We start from the raw sequence: 23,551 nt of genomic DNA, 5'->3' as shown, positions 1-23,551 counted from the left end.
ACGCACTGAAAGTATGCAAATAAAGTAACAGCGCCCCATTATTGTGCAGCAAGCGCACAATAGGTAAGCAGCACAACTCAGAAAGTATAACTAACCCCTGCACCGAACAGCAGACTGTAGTTTTTATCTACTATCGGACTATTTTTTACCTCATCAGCCAAATGAGTGTAACGGCTGGCTACCCACGCGTTCCATTTTTGACTGATTTTGTAGTTTGCTAGCAGTTCCACATAAGGAGACCAACTGTCATTCGGGTTATAGCTACTCAAGCCCGAACGTGCGGATTCACTATCAGAAACACCATAATAATAGCGGTTCTGATTTTTGCTATTCCAAGTTACCCCGACACTAGGTGTCATGCTCCAGTCGTCCATGTTAAAGCGATACAAATAGGCGATGTCCCCGATAAGGCCATTACTGTTATCCAACGTATCCCCTACCAATGACGTGCGTACTGTCCCCCAATCTTCATCATGCCTATATGCAATACCGGCCATCAACGTACTACGGCGTCTATCTAACTTCTGCACTTGGGCATCACTACTATCGCTGGGTTTGAAACCAAAGGGAAAATAACTGGCAGTTAGCGAAAGCTTGTTCTGCTCATCATTCCATAGGTAATATCCTCCTCCCAAGCCATGAAAATAAAAATTTTCACTTTCATAAGAAAAGAATGGAAAGGGATATACATGAGTGTCATCTCCCTTATATACCGAGTTTTCCCCGATAATCCCGCCCCCTAATGCGAATTCGCCCGCATAAGCAGAGGAGGAGACTAACGTTCCGGTAACCAGCACCATTAAAAGTGATAGTTGACATTTTTTCACAGTTATCTATTTCCTGTTCAGATTTGCATCGTATTAAGATTGAGTCGTTATCATTTCTGGCAGTTATCCGATCAACCACTTCTAGCAGCTACTTGTCCAACCAGATTGGAGACTGATACATAGTAACCACTTTATCTGTCAAAAACGATAACAATTCGAATGCACATAATAGCTATGACAAATGATATTATATGTAATGCTACTGAAGTGAGTCATTGAAATATCTTAAAAAATGTTAGGAGAATAGAGGAAATTTCACGGATGCAAACTACGCTTTAAACAGAAGGAGAAATTTTCCTTGAGTTCATGCTGTAAATTTATTATCACAGCACTCTGCACCACAAGTTGGCATAAGGGTTGCTGTACTCAGAGAGAGTTTCTTCTTTTGGGAGAGCCAACCATTATATAGGCCACATACATTCTATTCGCTCTCTTACTCTGTGTTAATCGACGAAGGACGGGCATCGCTATGAACATATTTGATCACTACCGTCAGCGCTACGACGCTGCCAAAGATGAAGAGTTCACTCTGCAGGAATTTCTTGCCATCTGTCAGCAGGATCGCAGTGCGTATGCAAATGCTGCCGAACGGTTATTAATGGCCATTGGCGATCCAGTAATGGTGGACACCGCACAGGAATCGCGTCTGTCCCGTTTATTTTCTAACCGGGTGATTGCCCGGTATCCTGCGTTTGAAGAATTCTATGGCATGGAGGAAGCGATTGAACAGATCGTGTCTTATCTCAGACATGCTTCACAGGGTTTGGAAGAGAAAAAACAGATTCTCTATTTGCTGGGCCCGGTTGGTGGGGGTAAATCATCCTTGGCGGAACGCCTAAAAGTACTGATGCAGCGAGTGCCAATTTATGTGCTCAGCGCCAATGGCGAACGGAGTCCGGTTAACGATCATCCGCTAAGTCTGTTTAATCCACAGGAAGACGCCTCTATTCTGGAAAAAGAGTACAACATTCCCCGTCGCTATCTCGGCACAATCATGTCTCCATGGGCAGCTAAACGCCTGCAGGAGTTTGGCGGAGACGTTACCAAATTCCGTGTCGTTAAGGTGTGGCCGTCAATTTTGGGCCAACTGGCTATTGCCAAAACCGAACCTGGCGATGAAAACAATCAAGATATTTCAGCATTGGTCGGCAAAGTAGACATCCGCAAACTGGAACATTATGCTCAAAACGATCCCGATGCCTACGGGTATTCCGGTGCATTGTGCCGTGCCAACCAAGGCATAATGGAGTTCGTGGAAATGTTCAAAGCACCGATTAAAGTGCTGCATCCATTGTTGACTGCCACTCAGGAAGGCAACTATAACGGTACGGAAGGCATCGCGGCCCTGCCATTCAACGGTATTATTCTGGCCCACTCCAACGAATCCGAATGGGTACAATTCCGTAATAATAAAAACAATGAGGCCTTTCTTGACCGTGTTTATATCGTAAAAGTACCTTATTGCCTGAGAGTGTCTGAAGAGGTTAAAATTTACGATAAATTACTGAAAAACAGTGAATTATCAAATTCTCCTTGTGCACCTGGCACGCTGGAAATGCTGGCTCGTTTCTCCATATTGTCGCGACTTAAAGACCCGGAAAACTCCAGCCTCTATTCAAAAATGCGGGTCTATGATGGTGAAAGTCTGAAAGATACTGACCCAAAATCAAAATCGTATCAGGAATACCGTGACTATGCCGGTGTGGACGAGGGAATGACTGGCCTTTCCACCCGCTTCGCCTTCAAAATTCTTTCTCGAGTATTTAACTTCGATCACGGTGAAGTGGCGGCAAATCCAGTACATCTGTTTTATGTGTTAGAGCAACAGATTGAGCGCGAACAATTCCCACAAGATATAGCGGAAAAATATCTGGAGTATCTGAAAGGCTATCTGATTCCAAAATATGCGGAATTTATTGGCAAAGAAATTCAGACTGCCTATCTCGAATCCTACTCGGAATATGGACAAAATATTTTCGATCGCTATGTCACCTACGCCGACTTCTGGATTCAGGACCAAGAATACCGCGATCCAGATACCGGACAATTGTTTGATCGTGAATCGCTTAACGCCGAGCTGGAAAAAATCGAAAAACCGGCTGGTATCAGCAATCCAAAAGATTTTCGTAACGAAATTGTCAATTTTGTGCTGCGTGCCCGAGCCAACAACAATGGGCATAATCCAAACTGGACCAGTTATGAGAAATTGCGTACCGTCATTGAGAAAAAAATGTTCTCCAACACGGAAGAGTTGTTGCCGGTCATTTCGTTTAATACCAAAACCTCGACAGATGAACAGAAAAAACATGATGACTTCGTTGACCGCATGATGGAAAAAGGCTACACCCGGAAACAGGTTCGCTTGTTGTGCGAATGGTATCTGCGTGTGAGGAAGTCGTCTTGATGCAGCATATCGCCAGGCAACATCGTTTGGGGGAATCATGGCCTATTTCATTGATCGACGGCTAAACGGAAAAAACAAAAGCGCGGTTAACCGCCAGCGCTTTTTACGCCGTTACAAGTCGCAAATAAAACAGTCGATTTCCGAGGCCATCAACAAGCGTTCGGTAACCGATATAGATAACGGGGAATCCATCTCGATTCCTAATGCAGATATCAGCGAGCCGACGTTCCATCAAGGCCAGGGAGGTGTACGCCATCGTGTCCATCCAGGCAATGACCACTTTGTCGAGAATGACAAGGTCGAGCGGCCACCGAGCGGAGGTGGCAGCGGTTCTGGTCAAGGGGACGCCAGCCAGGACGGTGAAGGGCAAGATGAATTTGTCTTTCAGATTTCAAAAGATGAATATCTTGACCTGTTGTTTGAGGATCTGGCACTACCAAACTTGAAAAAAAACCAGCACCAACAGTTGACTGAATATAAAACACATCGGGCAGGCTACACCGCCAATGGTGTTCCTGCCAATATCAGCGTAGTACGTTCACTGCAAAACTCCCTCGCCCGTCGAATGGCAATGACTGCTGGGAAACGCCGTGAACTGCATCAACGGGAAGAAGACCTCGCGTTACTGGAAAATACCGAGCCAGTGCAATTACTGGAAGAAGAACGTCTGCGTAAGGAAATTGCCGAGCTACGTCAACGTATTGACAGAGTGCCATTTATTGACAGCTTTGATCTACGTTACAAAAACTATGAGCGGCGACCCGAACCTTCGAGCCAGGCCGTCATGTTCTGTCTGATGGATGTGTCAGGGTCAATGGACCAGGCAACAAAAGATATTGCCAAGCGCTTTTATATTCTGCTGTACCTGTTCCTCAGTAGAACCTATAAAAATGTTGAGGTGATATATATTCGCCACCATACGCAGGCCAAAGAGGTCGACGAGCAGGAATTTTTCTACTCACAGGAAACCGGAGGCACAATTGTCTCCAGCGCACTGAGATTGATGGAGGAAGTAGTAAAAGAGCGTTACGACCCTGCACAGTGGAACATTTATGCAGCACAAGCTTCAGATGGCGACAATTGGGCTGATGACTCACCGCTATGCCATGATCTGTTGGCTACCCATCTGCTGCCAATAGTACGGTATTATAGCTACATAGAGATTACTCGCCGTTCTCATCAAACCTTGTGGCGAGAATATGAACTGCTGCGGGATAAATTTGATAACTTTGCCATGCAACATATCCGTGATCAGGCTGATATCTACCCAGTGTTTCGGGAATTGTTCCATAAACAAACAGTTGAAAAATAATCAGTTATCAGCCAGCATTGGATCGTGCTGGCTGACCATCTCTCAATTATTCATCTCAGTTTAATCATTCTTCAACCAAGCGACTTCTGTTTTATATTTCAATATGTAACCTATTTGCAGATAGCGCATAAAATCGCCGGTCAACGCAACACGGGAAGATTAAGCATAACGGAAAAATGATAGGTCATCTGATTCAATATCCGGTGTTTTTTCAGAGATAATATCCGCCAAGAGTTGCCCCGAGCCACAGGCCATGGTCCATCCCAATGTACCATGGCCCGTATTTAGATACAGATTTTGCAGCGGCGAACGCCCAACCAGCGGAGTACCATCTGGAGTCATCGGTCGCAGACCGGTCCAAAACGTTGCCTGCTCTATCGATCCGCAATGAGGGTATAGATCGCGGACCACCATCTCCAGCGTTTCACGCCGCTTAGGATTCAGCGAAAGATCAAACCCAGAAATCTCTGCCATACCCCCGACACGAATACGTTGATCAAAACGGGTAATAGCAACTTTATAGGTTTCATCCAGTACAGTAGAAACCGGTGCACTCGCTTCATCCGTTAACGGAATAGTCAAAGAGTAACCTTTCAAAGGATAGACCGGGATTTTGAACCACTGCTGCAGTAAATTGGCGGAATAAGAACCACATGCCACGACATAAGCATCAGCAGTGATTTTTTCGCCATCGCATTGCACGCCGGCAACCCGCTGCCCCGCGACTTCCAGGTACTGGACAGTACGACCGAAACGAAACGTTACGCCTGCCGCCGCCGCCATCTGCGCCAGTTGTTTGGTAAACAGCTGGCAGTCACCAGTTTCGTCATGAGGCAAGCGCAATCCCCCAGTCAGACGGTGACTGACACCGGCCAAAGCAGGCTCTACTGTTATCAGTTCGGATGCCTCCAGCAATTGATAGGGAACGCCTGCATCCTGCAACACCGCGATATCACGGTAAGCGTTCTCATATTGCTGCTGGGTACGAAACAACTGCAATGTCCCGCCCTGCCGGCCTTCATAATGAATAGCTGTTTTTTCACGTAATACCTGCAAGCAATCACGACTGTATTCCGCCAGTCGGACCATCCGAGCCTTATTAATCTTGTAATGCGAAGTGTCACAGTTGAGCAACATTTGCCACATCCAACGCAATTGTTCTGTCGAAAAATCGGGACGAATAGCCAATGGTGCATGGCGTTGAAACAACCATTTGATCGCTTTAATCGGTATACCCGGCGCAGCCCAGGGGGCAGAGTAACCGGGAGAAATCTGTCCGGCGTTACCGGCACTGGTTTCCTGTGCTGGTTCTGGCTGCCGGTCAATAACAGTAACATCGTGCCCTGCCTGTGTTAGATACCAGGCCGAACTGACACCAACAACACCACTCCCTAGAATAACCACCTTCATCGTTACTTATCTCCCTACCCTTTGCTTTTTTGCCGCGAAATCTGCTGAGTAAAGGCTCTAATACTGGAATAAAAGACTACTTTAGCATTTAGATAATAATTGTCATCAATTGCAGATATAGTTTTTATCTATTATGAGCGACAGTAGACTGGACGTATGATTAAGCACCGATCCTAACTTGCTTTTTCTGCCAAACTACCGATTTACCATCATTTTTCCCAGATTGAACTACGATTTAGTCATGTCGGCACGATAATGTGATGACAGCAATTGTGAGGGGCGCACTGATGGCTATAACGATTGATGATCGGATACAAAACCCACAACGTCTGAATGATGGACCTGACTGGACGTTCGATTTATTGCAAATCTATTTGGATGAGATAGATCGGGTAGCCAAACTGTACCGGTTGGATACCTATCCCCACCAAATCGAAGTAATCACCTCCGAACAAATGATGGATGCCTATTCCAGTATTGGAATGCCCATCAATTATGCGCACTGGTCATTTGGTAAGAAATTTATTGAAACAGAACAGCGCTACAAGCATGGTCAGCAAGGGCTAGCGTATGAAATCGTTATCAACTCTGATCCTTGCATCGCCTACCTGATGGAAGAAAATACCATGACAATGCAAGCGTTGGTAATAGCCCATGCCTGTTATGGACACAATTCTTTCTTCAAAGGAAATTATCTGTTTCGTAGTTGGACCGATGCCAGTTCAATCATTGATTACTTAATATTTGCCCGTCAGTATATTGCACAGTGTGAAGAGCGTTATGGTGTTAATGAAGTCGAACGGCTATTAGATTCTTGTCATGCATTGATGAGCTACGGTGTTGACCGCTACAAACGCCCACAAAAGATCTCACTGGAAGAAGAAAAGTCACGTCAAAAAAGCCGTGAAGCTTACCTGCAAAGTCAGGTCAATGATTTGTGGAAGACGCTTCCACGCAAAGAGCAGGAAATCTCACCAGAAAAATCACGTCGTTTCCCATCAGAACCTCAGGAAAATCTGCTTTACTTTATGGAGAAAAATGCGCCGTTACTTGAACCATGGCAGCGTGAAATACTTCGTATCGTGCGGAAAATAAGCCAGTACTATTATCCGCAAAAACAAACACAGGTTATGAACGAAGGTTGGGCCACATTCTGGCACTACACCATCCTTAATCACCTCTATGATGAGGGGCGGGTATCTGATCGTTTTATGATGGAATTTCTGCACAGCCATACTAATGTCATTTACCAGCCGCCTTACAATAGCCCTTACTACAATGGTATTAATCCGTATGCATTGGGCTTTGCCATGTTCCAGGATATCAAACGCATCTGCCAGAATCCAACGGATGAAGATCGCTATTGGTTTCCGGATACTGCTGGCAAGGACTGGTTAGATACCCTGCACTTCGCCATGCAGAATTTTAAGGATGAAAGTTTCATCAGTCAGTTCCTGTCACCCAAGATAATGCGTGATTTCCGTCTGTTTACCGTATTGGATGACGACAACAACAATTACCTCGAAATTGCGGCAATCCATGATGAAAAAGGCTATCACAAAATTCGGCAGGAACTCTCTGCCCAATACAATCTGAGTAATATAGAACCTAATATTCAGATTTGGAATGTGGATTTACGAGGCAACCGTTCATTGACACTGCGCTACGTTCCACAGAACCGGGCGCCACTGGATAAAAGCGCGCATGAAGTGATGAAACACATATACCGACTGTGGGGGTTTGACGTTTATATGGAGCAAATGAACGAAGATGGCAATATCGAACTGTTAGAACGCTGTCCGCCTCGGAATAATCCGCTATAGCTAGTTTGGCGTTATATTAACGTACACAACGATAAACGGGGGAGTCTGCAGTGCAGATTCCCCCGTTATTATTGCCTTCTGACGACTATCGATGACCTTCCGCCAGATCGTGTGGGATCGCACTCTGCATACTGTGCCAAATCACACTGCTTTCCTTGCCATAATGACGAACTGTCTCTAATACTTGCTCATAAAGCCCATCATGGCACATGGCATCCAACCGACGATAGAATGCCAACGCCAGCTTACGCGCATCCGGGTTAGAGAAATAGTAACGCCCAACGCGTAAATACATCCCTTTTAATCCATTCAGAATTAGCCCATATATCGGATTGCCGGAAGCAAATGCCAGCCCACGGAAAATATCGTAATCCAGTTCAGCGACAGCATCAGCGCTATCATTTACTGATTCAACTGGCTTAAGAACTTCCTGGGCTTGTGCTGGATTAATCCTCAATGCCGTGCGAATAAAAATTCCGGCGATATTGGTACGAACAGCTAACAGATTGTCGATCAATTGTGGAACGCTGTCGTGATCCAGTCGAGCCAGTGTCTCAAGAATATTGAGACCTGACGTTTCCCAAAAGTTATTGATTTTTGTTGGCTTACCGTGCCGGATTGTTAACCAGCCATCACGCGACAACCGCTGCAATACTTCACGCAGCGTAGTACGTGTCACGCCTATCAGTTCGGAAAGCTCCCTTTCTGCCGGCAGAATGGACCCAGGAGGAAATCGATTATTCCATATACTTTCAATAATATACTCTTCCGCGAATCCCGCCGGACTTTGCGCCTTTATAACCATAAGTTTATATTCCGTAGCGATGTTTACCAATGAAAGTCAACATCATCATACCAAACGAACTCTTCAGCACATAGCATACAGGACTTTAAAAGACAAATTCGACATAAAAACTGTGATTAAAGACAATTCCATTCAAACAAACAGGGATATACTTTCCATTCTGATATAAATTTCTTCAAATACAATTTATATTGTTAAACAATTTTAACGGTAAGGGAAAAAACACGACAATGTTGGACATACCTGTTCACAGTATTCTCCTCAAGAATTTTTTAGGTAAATCACCAGACTGGTACAAACTCACCATACTGCTGTTTCTAGTTATAAACCCATTGCTGTTCTTTTTTGTCAGTACTTTCGCTGCCGGGTGGTTGCTCGTCATCGAATTTATTTTCACTCTGGCCATGGCATTAAAATGTTACCCCTTGCAGCCAGGCGGATTACTGGCACTGGAAGCGATATTCATTGGCATGACCAACCCAGACCAAGTGTGGCATGAAGTCACTGGCAACATTGAAGTTTTATTATTGTTAGTATTTATGGTTGCCGGCATCTACTTTATGAAACAGCTGTTGCTGTTTGTGTTTACCCGCTTGCTACTAAATATCCATTCAAAAATTGGGTTATCTCTTGCCTTCTGTATTGCGGCAGCGTTTCTTTCCGCATTTCTGGATGCATTGACCGTGATTGCGGTTATTATTAGCGTAGCAGTTGGTTTTTATGATATTTATCATCGATTTGCCTCAAGTCAGGGTGAGTACACGGATATCAATGATGATAGCGGCCTGACAGAAGATGCGCATAAACAATCACTAGAACAGTTTCGCAGCTTCCTACGCAGCCTGTTGATGCATGCCGGTGTTGGCACAGCATTGGGAGGTGTGATGACCATGGTGGGCGAACCGCAAAACCTGATTATTGCCAAAAGCGCGGGTTGGGATTTCGTCAGTTTCTTTCTGCGGATGACCCCTGTTACCATGCCAGTATTCTTATCCGGCATTCTGATTTGTATTCTGGTTGAACGCTTTAAGCTGTTTGGGTACGGCAGTACATTGCCCGCCATTGTGCGCAATGTGCTGCAAGACTATGACCGGGAAGCAACAGCCAAACGTACGTCACAGGATCGTGCTCGTCTGGTAATACAGGCTCTCATTGGCATCTGGTTGATTATCGCGCTGGCGTTTCATTTTGCTGAAGTAGGATTAATTGGCCTATCGGTGATTATCCTGGCCACTTCGCTCGGCGGCATCACGGAAGAACATGCTATCGGGAAAGCCTTCCAGGATGCGCTACCTTTTACCGCCCTGCTGACAGTCTTTTTTACTATTGTGGCAGTGATCATTGATCAGCATTTGTTTAGCCCTATCATTAATTTTGTCTTGCGATCATCTTCCAGTTCACAGATGACGTTGTTTTATCTGTTCAATGGTCTACTGTCATCTATTTCAGATAACGTGTTTGTGGGTTCGGTTTATATCAATGAAGCGCGGCACGCCTACGAGCAAGGAAGCATTTCTCTGCAACAGTTTGAATTGTTGGCCGTGGCCATTAATACCGGGACCAATCTACCATCAGTGGCAACACCAAATGGTCAGGCGGCATTTCTGTTTCTGTTGACATCTACATTGGCCCCCTTGATCCGTCTCTCTTATGGCCGAATGGTTTGGATGGCGCTACCTTACGCCATAACGATGACACTGGTCGGTTTGCTGTGCGTCGAGTATACACTGGTCCCACTTACCGATATCTTTTTGAAATTGCAATGGATTACCTATCCGACAATTCCTTTATCAGTCGGTCATTAATCCAGATAAATTGTATATATAGTGTGGGGCAGGACTGGTAATATTAGTACCGGTCCTGCCTCAGGCAGTATTGAAAACCAACGTGATTTTACGCAGCAAAAGCCTATCCTGTCAGGCGTTGTTGACACAGCCACTTGATAATGATCACAACACCCAGGCGCACCAGAAAAATATCTTTCTGACATTAGAAAACAGTCGTTGTTGCATGAGTATGATCTGATTCAATATGGTAAACGATTGCGTCCTAATGGGATAAGTTTTACATGATGGCAGTGAGTTTCCACTACCAATTCGATTGTTTCTAGTATGGAATTTTTGTTATGTTGCGATTTTTGAACCGTTGCTCCCGTAAGCGCGGCACTTGGCTACTAATGGCATTAACGGCCTTTGTCCTTGAATTGGTCGCGCTTTACTTCCAGCATGTGATGCTACTGAAACCCTGTGTACTGTGCATTTATCAACGTAGTGCGTTGTTTGGCATTATGGGTGCCGGTCTGGTGGGAGCTATTGCTCCATCAACTCTTCTGCGCTATCCCGCTATTGCATTATGGATATACAGTGCGGCAGAAGGCTTGGGGCTGGCCATAAAGCATACTGATGTTCAATTGCATCCTTCACCATTTAACACCTGTGACTTCTTTGTCAGTTTTCCATCCTGGCTACCGCTGGATAAATGGCTACCTGCTATTTTCAGCGCTACCGGAGACTGTGCTGAACGTCAATGGCATTTTATGAATCTGGAAATGCCACAATGGATGATAGTGATCTTTGGTGCCTATCTGCTGGTCGCTGTACTGGTCTTGGTTGCACAACCTTTCCGGCCTAAACGGCGTGACCTTTTCGGGCGTTAATCCACTCCCCGCCATGATTGGGCACTATTTATGCCCAATCATGTTTATTGAACATAGATAGCATTAAAAAACGTTGATCAGATCCCCTTTGGCTAGAGCTTGATAGCAGTTTCCTGTCACTACTATTTGTCATTTCATCGTTAAAGATATTCAACCCGTGTTCAATTGGGCCAAGGTGATCCTGAGTTATCACATCTGAGACTTCTATTTGAACATTTAGCATATTGTTCTCTTATGATTGACTACTATTTTGCCTTGAACCGTTCCCTGCCACCTTATTTCCGGGATTCAGATCAGAGTGCAACGTCTTGGCGAGGCGGTAAGCTCTTAGCCGAGCTATTATTTATAATTGAAGCGCTAGAGAACGACTGGCATTGAGATTAACGCTGATAAGAGTGGAATTTCCATCGGGAAGAAGTAACACAGCGTTACCCGTGTGGGAATTGCTAAAACAGATAACAATACGGTGACAGCCTGACTCGGTCGTGCATCAAAAGGGAGAGACTCAATGGCGCTACGCTTGCTCGAATTGGTGTTGCAGGAGAGGGATAGCGGCGACGTCCGCGAGCTTCTTAAGGATTGCAAGGTACTTGAACACCGACATATCCGGTTGACCGATGACGAAGTGCTGGTGCGCATTCTGTTGGATGCAGTGCAAAGTGAAACGGTATTGGATTTACTGGAGAAACAATACACCGGCAGAGAGGGCTACCGGGTAATGGTCCTGCCGGTCGAAGCGACATTGCCACGCGCCCAGGTGGAACCAGAGGAAACTGCCGCGCCCGAACCATCTGCGCCAGAAGAAAAAACGCCCGAGCGGATCGGCCGTGAGGAGTTATATGAAGACATTAAGAACGGCGCGCAATTGTCACGAGTCTATATGGCACTGGTGGCGCTGTCCACGGTGGTGGCGGCGATCGGCCTGTACCACAACAGCGTGGCGGTTATTATCGGAGCCATGGTCATCGCGCCACTGCTCGGTCCAAATATTGCGCTGTCGCTCGGCATTACATTAGGCGATGTGTCACTGCTTCGGAAAGGGCTCCTGACGGCGTTGGCAGGGAATGTGGCGGCATTGGCACTGTCCGTACTCATCGGTTTGCTTTTGGACGTGGACCCAACATTGTCCGAATTAGTGTTGCGCACTCAGGTAGGTCTGGGCGACATCGTGCTGGCACTGGCGTCCGGCTGCGCAGGCGCATTGGCATTCACAACGGGAGTATCGACTGCATTGATTGGCGTCATGGTGGCGGTAGCAATGTTGCCGCCACTAGTGACCTCAGGTCTGCTGTTTGGTGGTGGGCATCCTACCTTGGCCATGGGAGCCCTTTCGCTGTTTCTGGTGAACTTGATTTGTGTGAATCTGGCGGGAGTAACGACGTTTTTGATACAGGGTATCAAACCGACGAACTGGTGGGATAAGGTTCAGGCCAAGAAAGCCACGCGTATTGCGATTGCGCTATCGATTGTCCTGTTGGCGGTGCTGGTCGGCATAATCCTGCTAGTACACAAGGGTTGAATAGGATGGGGAAAAAACATGCCCCACGCATATTCTATGTAATCAAAAACACTATATAAATCAGATAGTCAACGTGCCCAATCAGGCTTGTTGAGGATATGGTCTTGCCAGTCCACCACGTCGTTTTCCCGTACGGCAATATAGCGTACCGATATTTGTGCCTGGTGCATCGCCGCCTTTGAGCCAACAATCAGTGGATGCCAATGTGGCAGGCTTTTCCCTTCATGGACCAGACGATAAGCGCACGTTTCCGGTAGCCAATTGAACGTGACTAAATTCTCTCGCGTCAGTTTGATGCAATCCGGTTCATATTCAAAACGACGTGAATAATTGCGACACTGGCAACTTTTGATATTCAATTGATTACATGCCACATTGGTGAAATAAACCTCTTCGGTATCCTCATCAATAAGCTTATGCAAGCAACAACGCCCACAGCCGTCACAAAGAGCTTCCCACTCCTCATCAGACATTTCAGCCAGCGTTTTTTGTTCCCAAAAAGGTAATTGCATCATTGAGGTATCCATGGTGACAAACGGGAAGCACTATATAACGGTTTTATTGATGCTAAACAAGGGAAACCCCCACCCGTTGTCACAGCAGGCAACATCCTGCTCATATAACGCGGGTATTCAGGGTATTCTCGTTTAAGGTAATGGTCAGTATATCCCCGGATTGAAGTGGTCCCACGCCCTGATGTGTCCCTGTCAGTATGATATCTCCGGCACGTAGTGTGAAAAAACGGCTCATGTAAGCGATCAAAGGCAGGATCGGCGTGATCATGTCACGTGTATTCCCTTGCTGACGCATCTCACCGTTAATACTAAGCCCTAATTCAGTCTGCTGTGGGTCACCAAATTCCGACACGGGAATAAAGCCAGAAATAGGACAAGAACCATCAAAACCTTTGGCCTTTTCCCACGGTTGCCCCGCCTTTTTGAAATTTGCCTGCAAATCACGCAAGGTCAAATCCAATGCCACTCCATAGCCAGCAATCGAGCGCGCCACAAGCTCTTCATCCGCCTGTTTTAGTGGTGTACCGATCAACACCGCCAGCTCCACTTCATGATGTACAGAACCCAAATGCTTGGGAATAGCCACAGGTTGACACATATCGCACAAAGCCGTTTCCGGCTTAATGAACAGTACTGGCTCAACGGGGGTTGCACTCCCCATCTCCCGGATATGATCCGAATAGTTGCTGCCCACGCACACTACCTTGTTGACCGGGACATCCAACAACGCGCCCTGCCAGTCTCTATGCTGATACATGCTTCTTCTCCTGACCTGTCTATTTTAGTGAACCATTGCGTCATTGACACCATCACTTTGATACCAATAGCAATATTAAAGGCAATAACTCAAACCATGATAGTACAAAAACTGTCATATGCTGAAAAGGGTTTGCACTACATTCTGCGGGAGGAACCGGCCAGATATTTGAGCACAAAGCACGCCATATGATACAGAAAATGTAAAATAGCATCCTGCATCTTCAGCCTGACACACCTGTATATAAATCAGTATGAAACAGATAAAAGAACGATATTACTCTTTCCCCTGACTTATTCTGACTACAAACTTAATGAAATTAAGTCACTAATTATGTCTACATTCTCAGGTATTATCCTAAAATAATTCAGGTATCACCTTTTACATTTACCTGATGAGCATTTAATAAATTCTCTGCCACTGGCGGTAACTGCAGATAAAATCCCTGCTCATTCAAACACTGCTTTACTTTCTCTATATCGGCTGAAGCCAGTTTTTTACTGCCATTCAGCGGTAATAACATTACCAAATGAGGTTCACCGAAACTTTTCATTAACGTTTCCGGCACACGGGAAAAATCGTCTTTTTTTTCGACATACAGATATGTTTGGTCGCGTTTAGCGCTTCGATAGATCACACAAAACATTTTTTTTACTCTAATTAATGGAAGCGGTGTCTTGCCTGTATATTCATGTAACTATAACATGCTTGCAGCGCTCTGGAATATCATGCCTCGAATGTTAGTTCGGGGATTTAAAGATGCTGAAACTGAGTCAGGATAGATGTCACAAACGCCAATTGAGCTAAAAGGCAGTAGCTTTACCTTATCGGTTGTTCATTTGTATGATCAACAACCCGAGGTGGTTTATCAAGCACTGCAAGAAAAGATCGAGCAGGCTCCCGCATTTTTTAAAAATGCGCCGGTCGTAATTAATATTTCGATGCTGACTGCAGACGCAGACTGGACAAAACTGCAGCAAGCCATTTCGTCCACCGGGTTACGTGTTGTCGGAGTCAGCGGGTGTAAAGATATACAGTTGAAAACGGCGATCGAACAAGCCGGTTTGCCGCTGTTAAGCGAAGGGAAAGGCAAACATCGGGTGACGGAGCCTGTTGCACCAGTGACGGCGACAATCAAAACCAAGGTGGTGAACACCCCGGTGCGTTCCGGTCAACAGATTTATGCTCGCAACTGCGATCTTATCATCACCAGCAGCGTTAGCGCCGGCGCCGAAGTGATCGCCGACGGCAACATACATATTTATGGCATGATGCGGGGCCGTGCCCTGGCAGGCGTATCTGGCGATGTTCAAAGCCAGATTTTTTGCACGCATCTGTCTGCTGAACTGGTATCCATCGCCGGTCGATACTGGCTCAGTGACCAGATACCGGAATCCTATTTAGGACAGGCTGCACGGTTAAATCTCAACCTGCTGGATAACGTTCTAAACATCAAACCTCTAGATTAAGCCCTTGACAAGGAATCATTTATGGCACGCATCATTGTTGTTACATCGGGTAAAGGGGGCGTTGGCAAGACCACTTCAAGTGCGGCCATTGCTACCGGTTTAGCCCAAAAAGGGAAGAAGACGGTTGTCATTGATTTTGACATCGGTCTTCGTAACCTTGACCTGATTATGGGATGTGAACGCCGGGTGGTTTACGATTTTGTGAATGTCATTCAAGGTGATGCCACTCTAAACCAGGCATTGATCAAGGATAAACGCACCGAGAATCTGTACATTCTGCCCGCTTCCCAGACCAGAGATAAAGAGGCGTTAACCCGCGATGGCGTGGAAAACGTACTTAACACCCTGGCCGAAATGGAGTTCGAGTTTATCATCTGCGACTCGCCAGCCGGTATTGAGACTGGAGCGCTGATGGCGCTTTATTTCGCTGATGAAGCCGTTATCACCACCAATCCGGAGGTTTCTTCAGTACGCGACTCCGATCGCATTCTGGGTATCCTCTCTTCCAAATCACGTCGTTCTGAACGCTCCGAAGAACCGATTAAAGAACATCTGCTGCTGACCCGTTATAATCCAGGCCGCGTTAATCGTGGTGATATGCTCAGTATGGAAGACGTACTGGAAATTCTGCGCATTCCCGTGCTTGGTGTTATTCCGGAAGACCAGTCAGTGCTCCGGGCGTCAAACCAGGGTGAACCCATCATTCTGGATGGGGACTCCGATGCCGGGAAAGCGTATGCTGATACGGTGGATCGTTTGTTAGGAGAAGAACGGCCTTATCGCTTCATTGAGGAAGAGAAGAAAGGTTTCCTTAAACGACTTTTTGGGGGATAAATAATGGCCCTACTTGATTTTTTTCTGTCCCGAAAAAAAACGACAGCAAATATTGCCAAGGAACGGCTGCAAATTATTGTCGCGGAACGACGTCGGGGGGACAGTGAGCCCCATTATTTGCCGCAATTAAAGCGGGATATTTTAGAGGTCATCTGTAAATATGTACAGATAGATCCCGAAATGGTGACAGTTCAGCTAGAACAGAAAGGCGATGATATATCGGTGCTTGAACTGAATGTGACATTGCCAGAACCTGAAGAAACACCTAAATGATCCCTCCGTTCTAATTATCCCCTGCAGAAATTGCAGGGGATTCTATATTTATCTAGCGTTACTGCTTGTTTTTATTTTACCCTTTCTGTGAACAATTTCATTACTATTAATAAGCCAGACTAATTATTCTCTCTGAATTACCATAACTGGACAGCAGCAGAGAATATTCGTGATGGGATAAAATATCACCCACGCTGGCAAAAAATTAATAGTTCGCCAAAATTTCTCGCAATGCGTCACCCAATAATTCATTACGCCAACCAGCAAGCAGCTCGGGTTTGCTTTCCTGATGTGTTAATTTCCAGTGCCAATTCAACAGACGATTAATTTGCCGGCGAGAGGCCAGCAATTCAGCAGATAAACCACTATGCTCACTACAGCTTTGAATTAGCGACTTGATCTCTTTAAAGACTTTTTTATAACCAGGATATTCGATCAGATTGATTACTGGTGGTGGATAATCCGCCTCGGCCAAATTACGGCTCTCCTCCACCAGCATTAGCAAGGTTTTACCATGATAGCGGATTTCCGGACCGCTTAATCCCAGTGAATCCATCTCACCCAATGAATTTGGCAGGAAACGAGCAACCTGCCAGAGGTGTTCTTCTCTGACAATAAAATTAACCGCACTATCACGCTCTCTGGCTTTACGTAACCGCCAATCGGCCAATCGCTGCAAACAAGCCAGATGGCACCCTCGCAACTGCCAGGCATTATTGATATCTCGATACGCCAGAGCTGGATCGACAACCTCTTGACGACGCTGACAAAGCAGCTTGCATTCATCCAGTGCCGCCTCTAACCAGCCCGCTGCTTTAGCTTCCTCCACCAGTCTCAAGGCCATCGGTAACAGATAAAACACATCGGCGGCGGCATAGTCACACTGTTTCTCACTTAGTGGGCGAGCGATCCAATCCGTGCGTGACTCGCTTTTATCCAATGTAACCTGCATATACTCCTCTACCAGCGTTGCAAAACCACAAGAAAGCGGACGGCCAAGGAAAGCCGCCAGAATCTGGGTATCAATAAAAGGTGTGGGAGTCATACCGAACGCATTGAGGAACACTTCAAGATCTTCACTGCCCGCATGCAGGAATTTCACTACCTGCACATCCTGTAACAGCGCCTTAAACGGCGTCCAATCACTGATAACCAGCGGATCAATAAGCGAAAGCGCATCACCGTCATACAATTGAATCAATCCCAATTGCGGATAATAAGTGCGGGTGCGGACAAATTCGGTGTCCAGCGCCACATGAGTGACACGGCGCGCCTGCATACAAACCTGCTGTAACCCGGCATCGGTAGTGATTAACTGATAATTCAAAACATCGTTCTCTTGGTTGTGTCCAACAAATGGTTGTGACAATAAAAATAAAGCCGGTCAAACCGGCGTTCAGAATAGTGAGCCAGACTGCCCAATAATGGGCACAATACGAAGGAATGGGTATCACCCTTGCTTAGAAACACTGGCTGTGACTGATAACGCTATCATAACGTGTTCTGCTGATTCAGTCAGGCCTGTTCAATATACCTTTTTCGCAATAACAGGAATCATTCAGGTGACTGATTGATCACTACGTAATTCCCGGCGCAGGATCTTACCGACCATAGACTTCGGTAATTCATCCCGAAACTCAAAAAGTCTGGGGACTTTGTAACCCGTAAGGTTTCGACGACAGTGCGTAATCAGTTCATCTTCCGTCAGAGAGAGATCCCGGCGGACCACAAAAACTTTTACCGCCTCACCGGAAAACTCACTGGGCACGCCAATAGCGGCAACTTCAGACACTTTTGGATGTTGGCTGACCACTTCCTCAATTTCATTCGGATAAACATTAAAACCAGACACCAGAATCATGTCTTTTTTGCGATCGACAATTCGCAAAAAACCCTGTTCATCTGCGGTCACAATATCACCGGTGAGCAGCCAACCCTCTTTCAATATATCCTCAGTTGCTGCAGGCTGTTGCCAATAACCCCGCATCACTTGTGGCCCACGTACCCATAACTCACCAGGTTCACCCGGTTCAACATCGTTGCCATCTTCATCTACAATGCGAACATCGGTAGAGGACACCGGTAAACCGATACTGCCATTGTAATGTTTCAGATCATAAGGATTACCCGTTACCAGTGGTGAGCTTTCTGTCAGTCCATAGCCTTCCAGTATGTGATGTCCGGTCAGCTTTTCCCAACGCTCAGCCACCGTTTTCTGTACTGATGCCCCACCGCCCACCGACAGACGCAGTGTGGATAAATCCAGTTGTTGAAATTCACGATTATTCAACAGCGCGTTGAATAGCGTATTGACACCCGTCATCGCGGTAATAGAGTATCGGCTGAACTCTTTCACCGTTTCCGGGATGTCTCGAGGATTGGTAATCAGCAGATTCTGGCCCCCCATTTCAACAAACAGCAGGCAGTTCACTGTCAGGGCATAAATGTGATACATCGGCAATGCGGTGACAACCAGTTCATGTCCCTCTTGCAATAGCGGACTGTAGGCCGCCTTCGCCTGCATCAGATTAGCCTGCATATTGCGGTGCGTCAGCATCGCTCCTTTGGGTATACCGGTCGTACCACCGGTGTACTGCAAAAAAGCCAGATCATCGTTAGTAATATCCGGCTTTACATACTGTAGCCGGCGCCCCTGCTGTAAAGCGAGACGGAATGAGATGGCACCCGGTAGGTGATATTTCGGTACCAGTCGCTTGATATATTTCACCACAAAGTTAACCAGTGTCCCCTTGACCGTAGAAAGCTGATCTCCCATACGAGTCAAAATAACGTGCTTAACTTGCGTGTTATAAACCACTTTTTCCAGTGTATGCGCAAAATTGGAAACAATCACAATAGCGCTGGCGCCGCTGTCTTTAAGCTGATACTCCAACTCGCGAGGGGTATAGAGCGGGTTGATATTTACCACAACCATACCAGCACGCAAAACACCGAATAACGCCACCGGATATTGCAATAAATTAGGCATCATCAGTGCAATGCGATCACCTTTCTGCAGTTTCAGCTGGTTTTGCAAATAGGCGGCAAACGCTCGACTGCGCTCTTCTAACTTGCGGAAGGTCATCACCTCCCCCATATTAATAAACGCAGGTTGATCGGAATAGCGTGTCACCGCATTTTCAAACAACTCAATCAGGGATGAATAACGATCCGGATCAATTTCAGCCGGCACATCGACCGGGTAACGGGCTAACCAAATTTTTTCCAAGACGGCACTCCCGAGATTTTTTCTTAGTGGCATGCTCAGTCCCAGTCTTGAGTGGCTTTTAACATTATTTTAACGCGACTTGCTCATTGGAAAATAAACAATGTCCAGGTTGAGAGGCCGATCACTTATTTCAACATCTTACAATCAATGCAAAAAAATAAGGCGACCGAAGTCGCCTCTACTACAACAAATAACATTACGCCATTGTTATTCTGTCACTACTGACTCAATCTGGGCAGGTCCGTATTCCATACTATCGCCCCAACCCGGTCCCCAACCATATGGATATCGCTGTCCCCACCACCGATCATAAGCACGCGGTGGTAGAACCACCTGTTGAACCACACGCCAACGCTTATAACCCTGGACATCAATTACGACATAACGATAAGGCCTATGACCAATTGTGCCTTGTTCTGTCCCGGTAATAGGTCCGACAACTGTCACCAGTTGGTTTTTAAAATCCACCGGTTCGAGGAAACCTTTTACATAAGCAATAAAACGCCCATCGGAGAGTGCGCCCAGGCGCGGACGAGCACCATCATCTAGCGGCATACTGCTGATTTCCAAGCGAGTTCTATCCGCCTCATTACGAATACCAACCACTCGTCCACCGAAACGTGACTCTTGGCCGACGTACAACGAGGGAGCATTCATTACTCGAACCAAATCAGTCTGCGGTGTCGGAGAGGTTCCCCTAATCGCTTCCGGCACCGTCACACAGCCAGTTAACAATCCGCTGGTCACCAGCAGTACACCATACATTTTGAAACGTAGTGATGAATACATGATCTGAACACCACACAATTAGAGTGATTGATTGCCATAGCACGCACTTTTTTCATAACCTGATAGTTAGACTATAAGTCATTCCTTAAGTTGCGGTTTACTACCGGCCCGGTAACTTCTTCCATGTGACTTCATTGCGTAAATAGCATGGCTGAGCCATTTCGACACTCACTGACAGCCCCGCCTGCCACTGCTGGATAGCCAGTGGCAACATATCTTCAGCATGTGGCAACAGCACGCCACTATCCTGTAATGAAATAACCGGATGACGCACTAAATCCGGATAAGTTTGCCAACCAGTACCTGCTGTGGCCCAGTTGCCTTCAAGTGTTGCCGTCTGCATCTGTACCTGTTGCGGTGTCAACACCGCTTCCGTATCACCACCTAACCATGCACCGTTAGCATCGTGGCGATACTCTGCCCAATACACTTCGCTCATTCTGGCATCAATAGCGGCCAGAACCTGGGTAGCACCGGTAAGCCGGAATGCACCCTGCGCCATTGTCGCCAGCGTAGAAATGCCAATCATCGGCAAATTTGCGCCCAAGGCCAGCCCTTGCGCAATACCAATACCAATGCGAACACCAGTAAAACTTCCCGGCCCTTGTCCGAAAGCCAGCACGTCCAGGTCGCAGAGCGACAGACTGGATTCGGTCAGGATTTGTTGCACCATCGGCAATATACGCTGGGTATGTTCGCGGGGACAAACTTCAAATAACGAATGGATTTCACCATCATTCCATAGTGCAACAGAACAGGCTTCTGTTGCGGTATCAAGCGCTAAAATTCGCGTAGACATGCCGACCTCAGGCAGGGAGAAAAAATCTTAACGGCGCGCATGATAGCACAGCGCCAAGTGGATTACCGTCACGGTTTCATCGTCAGGAAATCAATTGCCTGAGCGATATCCCGCGTGCGAGGTGCCGGTGGCAGGCTATTGAGAAAAACCTCGCCATAAGGACGCATCACCAAACGGCTATCGCAGATGACCAACACGCCTCGGTCATCAACATCGCGGATCAGGCGTCCCACACCTTGCTTCAGTGTGATCACTGCATCTGGCAGTTGTATTTCACCAAAAGGATCACCGCCATGCACACGACAATCTTCCATTCGTGCTTTCAGCAATGGGTCATCTGGTGAGGTAAAAGGAAGCTTATCGATAATCACACAGGATAGCGCATCCCCACGCACATCCACGCCTTCCCAGAAACTGCTGGTTGCCACCAGTAACGCATTGCCAGCGGAGATAAACTGAGACAACAACTGTGGTTTACTGGTTTCTCCCTGTAATAACACGGGTAGCGTCAATGATGCACGAAACTCAGCCGCCAGATCGCGCATCATCTGATGCGAAGTACACAACATAAAACAGCGCCCCTGATTCGCCTCAATTAACGGACACAATATGCGGGCGAGCTGTTTTGCCGCACCAGGGCGGTTAGTTTCCGGCAGGTAACGCGGGACACACAGTAATGTCTGCCGCGTGTAGTCAAAAGGGCTAGGTAATAACAAGGTAGTGGCATTATCCAGACCAAGACGTGACGTAAAATGCGCAAGCTGATCATTCACTGACAGGGTGGCAGAGGTAAATATCCAACTGACGGGTTTTTCCTTCATCACATCACGGAAGCGATCCGCCACCGACAAGGGTGTCAGTGCCAATACAAAATGGCGGGAATTGCATTCATACCAGTAACTATAGCCTGGTTGATGAACATCCAACAGCCGTTTCAGACGACTACGAAACAGTGTTGCGCGATCGAAAGCGGCATCAAGCAACGCCGAACGTCCCAGGGATAGTTTTGCCACGTCATAGCAAAGCTCAAGCGCATCATCAAGCAGTGTCAGCGAGCGTTGAAGAGATGTGTCTGTGACAATGTCACGTAAGTTACCCCGAAAACCGGGATCACCCAGCGCCAGACGAAAATCCTGTGTACTTTGCGTTAACCGATCAGCACTTTTCTGCAACTGTGCGGCATCACGGACTTCGGTGCGGTAGGCAATAATCATGTCTTTCGCCAGGTCCATCAGTTGGCGACTGGAAAGCTGCTGACCAAAATATTGGCTGGCGATATCCGGAATCTGATGTGCTTCATCAAAAATAACCACATCGCTATCTGGAATCAGTTCGGCGAAGCCACTCTCTTTTACCACCATATCAGCCAGATATAGATGATGATTTACCACGACAACATCCGCGTCCATCGCACGCCGACGTGCCTTGACGACAAAACAGTCTTTATAGTGAGGACAATCGCTTCCCAGGCAATTATCGTTGGTACTGGTGACCAACGGCCAGACCTGACTGTCTTCGGCCACTTCACCACAGTTACCGATGTCGCCATCCAACGTTTCTGATGACCACCGCCGTAGCCATACCAGCTCTCTCAGGGTTTCCACCGGCAGATCCCCCCCCGCCAGCGATTGCTGTTCAAGCCGCTCGGTACACAGATAATTAGCGCGGCCCTTCAGCAAAGCCAACGATCCCTGATAATTCAGAGCCTGTGCCACGGTAGGCAAATCGCGACTATAAAGCTGATCTTGCAATGCTTTTGAACCGGTGGAGATAATGACTTTCTTGCCGGCACGCAATGCCGGGGCCAGATAAGCATACGTCTTACCGGTGCCGGTTCCCGCTTCCACCACCAATGGTTGTTGTTGTGCGATGGCCTTTTCTACCGCTGCTGCCATTTGCCGCTGTGGCTCACGCGGTTTAAATCCGCTGATGGCCAGTGCCAACACACCATCGGTTGCAAAATCATCGCTTACTGATGCCACTCTGCCTCTCTTGATTTCTGATGTTCCAGAACGGATATTGGAGGCTGATTATGTCAAGCCTGTCCTCAGGGCACCACTTTAATCAACCGCTAAAGAATGCAGTGGTGAAAGAATATGGTAGTCTCATGCACTTTATTGTCATGGCTGA

At 46.8% G+C, this 23,551-nt stretch carries 20 protein-coding genes; 9 read left to right on the top strand and 11 right to left on the bottom strand.

The features are described 5' to 3' along the window. Window positions 1-77: 77 nt before the first annotated feature. The gene (locus PCO85_10555; GenBank protein ID WJV55786.1) at window positions 78-827 is read right to left on the bottom strand and encodes a MipA/OmpV family protein; all 750 of its coding nucleotides are present in this window, start codon (window positions 825-827) and stop codon (window positions 78-80) included. A gap of 469 nt (window positions 828-1,296) precedes the next feature. Here PCO85_10555 and PCO85_10550 point away from each other — a divergent pair, with 469 nt between their 5' ends. Both PCO85_10550 and PCO85_10545 read left to right on the top strand, forming a co-directional pair. Continuing rightward, a complete protein-coding gene (locus PCO85_10550; protein WJV55785.1) occupies window positions 1,297-3,231 on the top strand; it encodes a PrkA family serine protein kinase in 1,935 nt (644 codons plus the stop codon). Between the two features lie 37 nt (window positions 3,232-3,268). Beyond that, on the top strand, window positions 3,269-4,543 hold the full coding sequence (locus PCO85_10545) for a YeaH/YhbH family protein (GenBank protein WJV55784.1): 1,275 nt from the start codon (window positions 3,269-3,271) through the stop codon (window positions 4,541-4,543). A 159-nt stretch (window positions 4,544-4,702) separates the two neighbouring features. Here the strand turns inward: PCO85_10545 and PCO85_10540 are convergent, their stop codons facing one another. Beyond that, window positions 4,703-5,953 (bottom strand): D-amino acid dehydrogenase, encoded by a 1,251-nt coding sequence (locus PCO85_10540; GenBank protein WJV55783.1) that lies wholly within the window; start codon window positions 5,951-5,953, stop codon window positions 4,703-4,705. Window positions 5,954-6,240: 287 nt separating this feature from the next. On the opposite strand from PCO85_10540, the gene PCO85_10535 reads away from it, so the two are divergent. Continuing rightward, entirely contained in the window at window positions 6,241-7,776 is a 1,536-nt protein-coding gene (locus PCO85_10535) for a SpoVR family protein (protein WJV55782.1), read from the top strand. Between the two features lie 85 nt (window positions 7,777-7,861). Here PCO85_10535 and fadR read toward each other — a convergent pair whose 3' ends face one another. Beyond that, window positions 7,862-8,581: a fatty acid metabolism transcriptional regulator FadR gene (fadR, locus tag PCO85_10530; protein ID WJV55781.1), complete on the bottom strand. Its 720-nt coding sequence runs from the start codon at window positions 8,579-8,581 to the stop codon at window positions 7,862-7,864. 230 nt (window positions 8,582-8,811) lie between these two features. Here fadR and nhaB point away from each other — a divergent pair, with 230 nt between their 5' ends. The 3 genes from nhaB (at window position 8,812) to PCO85_10515 (ending at window position 12,756) form a co-directional block, all read left to right on the top strand. Continuing rightward, window positions 8,812-10,386, top strand: coding sequence for a sodium/proton antiporter NhaB (gene nhaB / locus PCO85_10525; protein WJV55780.1), 1,575 nt, complete (start codon window positions 8,812-8,814; stop codon window positions 10,384-10,386). Window positions 10,387-10,706: 320 nt separating this feature from the next. Next, window positions 10,707-11,237, top strand: a complete 531-nt coding sequence (dsbB, locus tag PCO85_10520) for a disulfide bond formation protein DsbB (protein ID WJV55779.1) — start codon at window positions 10,707-10,709, stop codon at window positions 11,235-11,237. Between the two features lie 508 nt (window positions 11,238-11,745). After that, window positions 11,746-12,756 carry a TIGR00341 family protein gene (locus tag PCO85_10515; GenBank protein ID WJV55778.1) on the top strand — a complete coding sequence of 337 codons (1,011 nt, stop codon included), beginning with the start codon at window positions 11,746-11,748 and terminating at the stop codon, window positions 12,754-12,756. Between the two features lie 68 nt (window positions 12,757-12,824). Here PCO85_10515 and PCO85_10510 read toward each other — a convergent pair whose 3' ends face one another. The 3 genes from PCO85_10510 to PCO85_10500 form a co-directional block, all read right to left on the bottom strand. After that, a complete protein-coding gene (locus tag PCO85_10510; GenBank protein ID WJV55777.1) occupies window positions 12,825-13,271 on the bottom strand; it encodes a YcgN family cysteine cluster protein in 447 nt (148 codons plus the stop codon). Between the two features lie 100 nt (window positions 13,272-13,371). Then, entirely contained in the window at window positions 13,372-14,028 is a 657-nt protein-coding gene (locus tag PCO85_10505; protein ID WJV55776.1) for a fumarylacetoacetate hydrolase family protein, read from the bottom strand. A gap of 367 nt (window positions 14,029-14,395) precedes the next feature. Further along, entirely contained in the window at window positions 14,396-14,674 is a 279-nt protein-coding gene (locus tag PCO85_10500; GenBank protein ID WJV55775.1) for a YcgL domain-containing protein, read from the bottom strand. A gap of 136 nt (window positions 14,675-14,810) precedes the next feature. On the opposite strand from PCO85_10500, the gene minC reads away from it, so the two are divergent. The 3 genes from minC to minE are packed head-to-tail and all read left to right on the top strand — an operon-like array spanning window position 14,811 to window position 16,604. Beyond that, a complete protein-coding gene (gene minC, locus PCO85_10495; protein WJV55774.1) occupies window positions 14,811-15,497 on the top strand; it encodes a septum site-determining protein MinC in 687 nt (228 codons plus the stop codon). Window positions 15,498-15,518: 21 nt separating this feature from the next. Further along, window positions 15,519-16,331 carry a septum site-determining protein MinD gene (gene minD, locus PCO85_10490; GenBank protein WJV55773.1) on the top strand — a complete coding sequence of 271 codons (813 nt, stop codon included), beginning with the start codon at window positions 15,519-15,521 and terminating at the stop codon, window positions 16,329-16,331. Window positions 16,332-16,334: 3 nt separating this feature from the next. Then, window positions 16,335-16,604, top strand: a complete 270-nt coding sequence (gene minE / locus PCO85_10485; protein ID WJV55772.1) for a cell division topological specificity factor MinE — start codon at window positions 16,335-16,337, stop codon at window positions 16,602-16,604. Between the two features lie 205 nt (window positions 16,605-16,809). On the opposite strand, the gene rnd is transcribed toward minE, so the two are convergent. From rnd to PCO85_10460, 5 genes are all read right to left on the bottom strand, one after another. Then, window positions 16,810-17,931 carry a ribonuclease D gene (rnd, locus tag PCO85_10480; protein ID WJV55771.1) on the bottom strand — a complete coding sequence of 374 codons (1,122 nt, stop codon included), beginning with the start codon at window positions 17,929-17,931 and terminating at the stop codon, window positions 16,810-16,812. A gap of 231 nt (window positions 17,932-18,162) precedes the next feature. Next, window positions 18,163-19,833: a long-chain-fatty-acid--CoA ligase FadD gene (gene fadD / locus PCO85_10475; protein ID WJV55770.1), complete on the bottom strand. Its 1,671-nt coding sequence runs from the start codon at window positions 19,831-19,833 to the stop codon at window positions 18,163-18,165. 207 nt (window positions 19,834-20,040) lie between these two features. Further along, window positions 20,041-20,622, bottom strand: a complete 582-nt coding sequence (locus PCO85_10470) for a Slp family lipoprotein (protein ID WJV55769.1) — start codon at window positions 20,620-20,622, stop codon at window positions 20,041-20,043. 100 nt (window positions 20,623-20,722) lie between these two features. Next, complete coding sequence (tsaB, locus tag PCO85_10465) at window positions 20,723-21,421, bottom strand: tRNA (adenosine(37)-N6)-threonylcarbamoyltransferase complex dimerization subunit type 1 TsaB (GenBank protein ID WJV55768.1); 699 nt, start codon at window positions 21,419-21,421, stop codon at window positions 20,723-20,725. 68 nt (window positions 21,422-21,489) lie between these two features. After that, on the bottom strand, window positions 21,490-23,403 hold the full coding sequence (locus PCO85_10460; GenBank protein WJV55767.1) for an ATP-dependent DNA helicase: 1,914 nt from the start codon (window positions 23,401-23,403) through the stop codon (window positions 21,490-21,492). Window positions 23,404-23,551 lie beyond the last annotated feature (148 nt).

The sequence above is a fragment of the Prodigiosinella aquatilis genome (genome assembly GCA_030388725.1).
GTDB classification, from domain to species: domain Bacteria; phylum Pseudomonadota; class Gammaproteobacteria; order Enterobacterales; family Enterobacteriaceae; genus Prodigiosinella; species Prodigiosinella aquatilis.
This window is presented reverse-complemented; position numbering and strand designations above follow the sequence as displayed.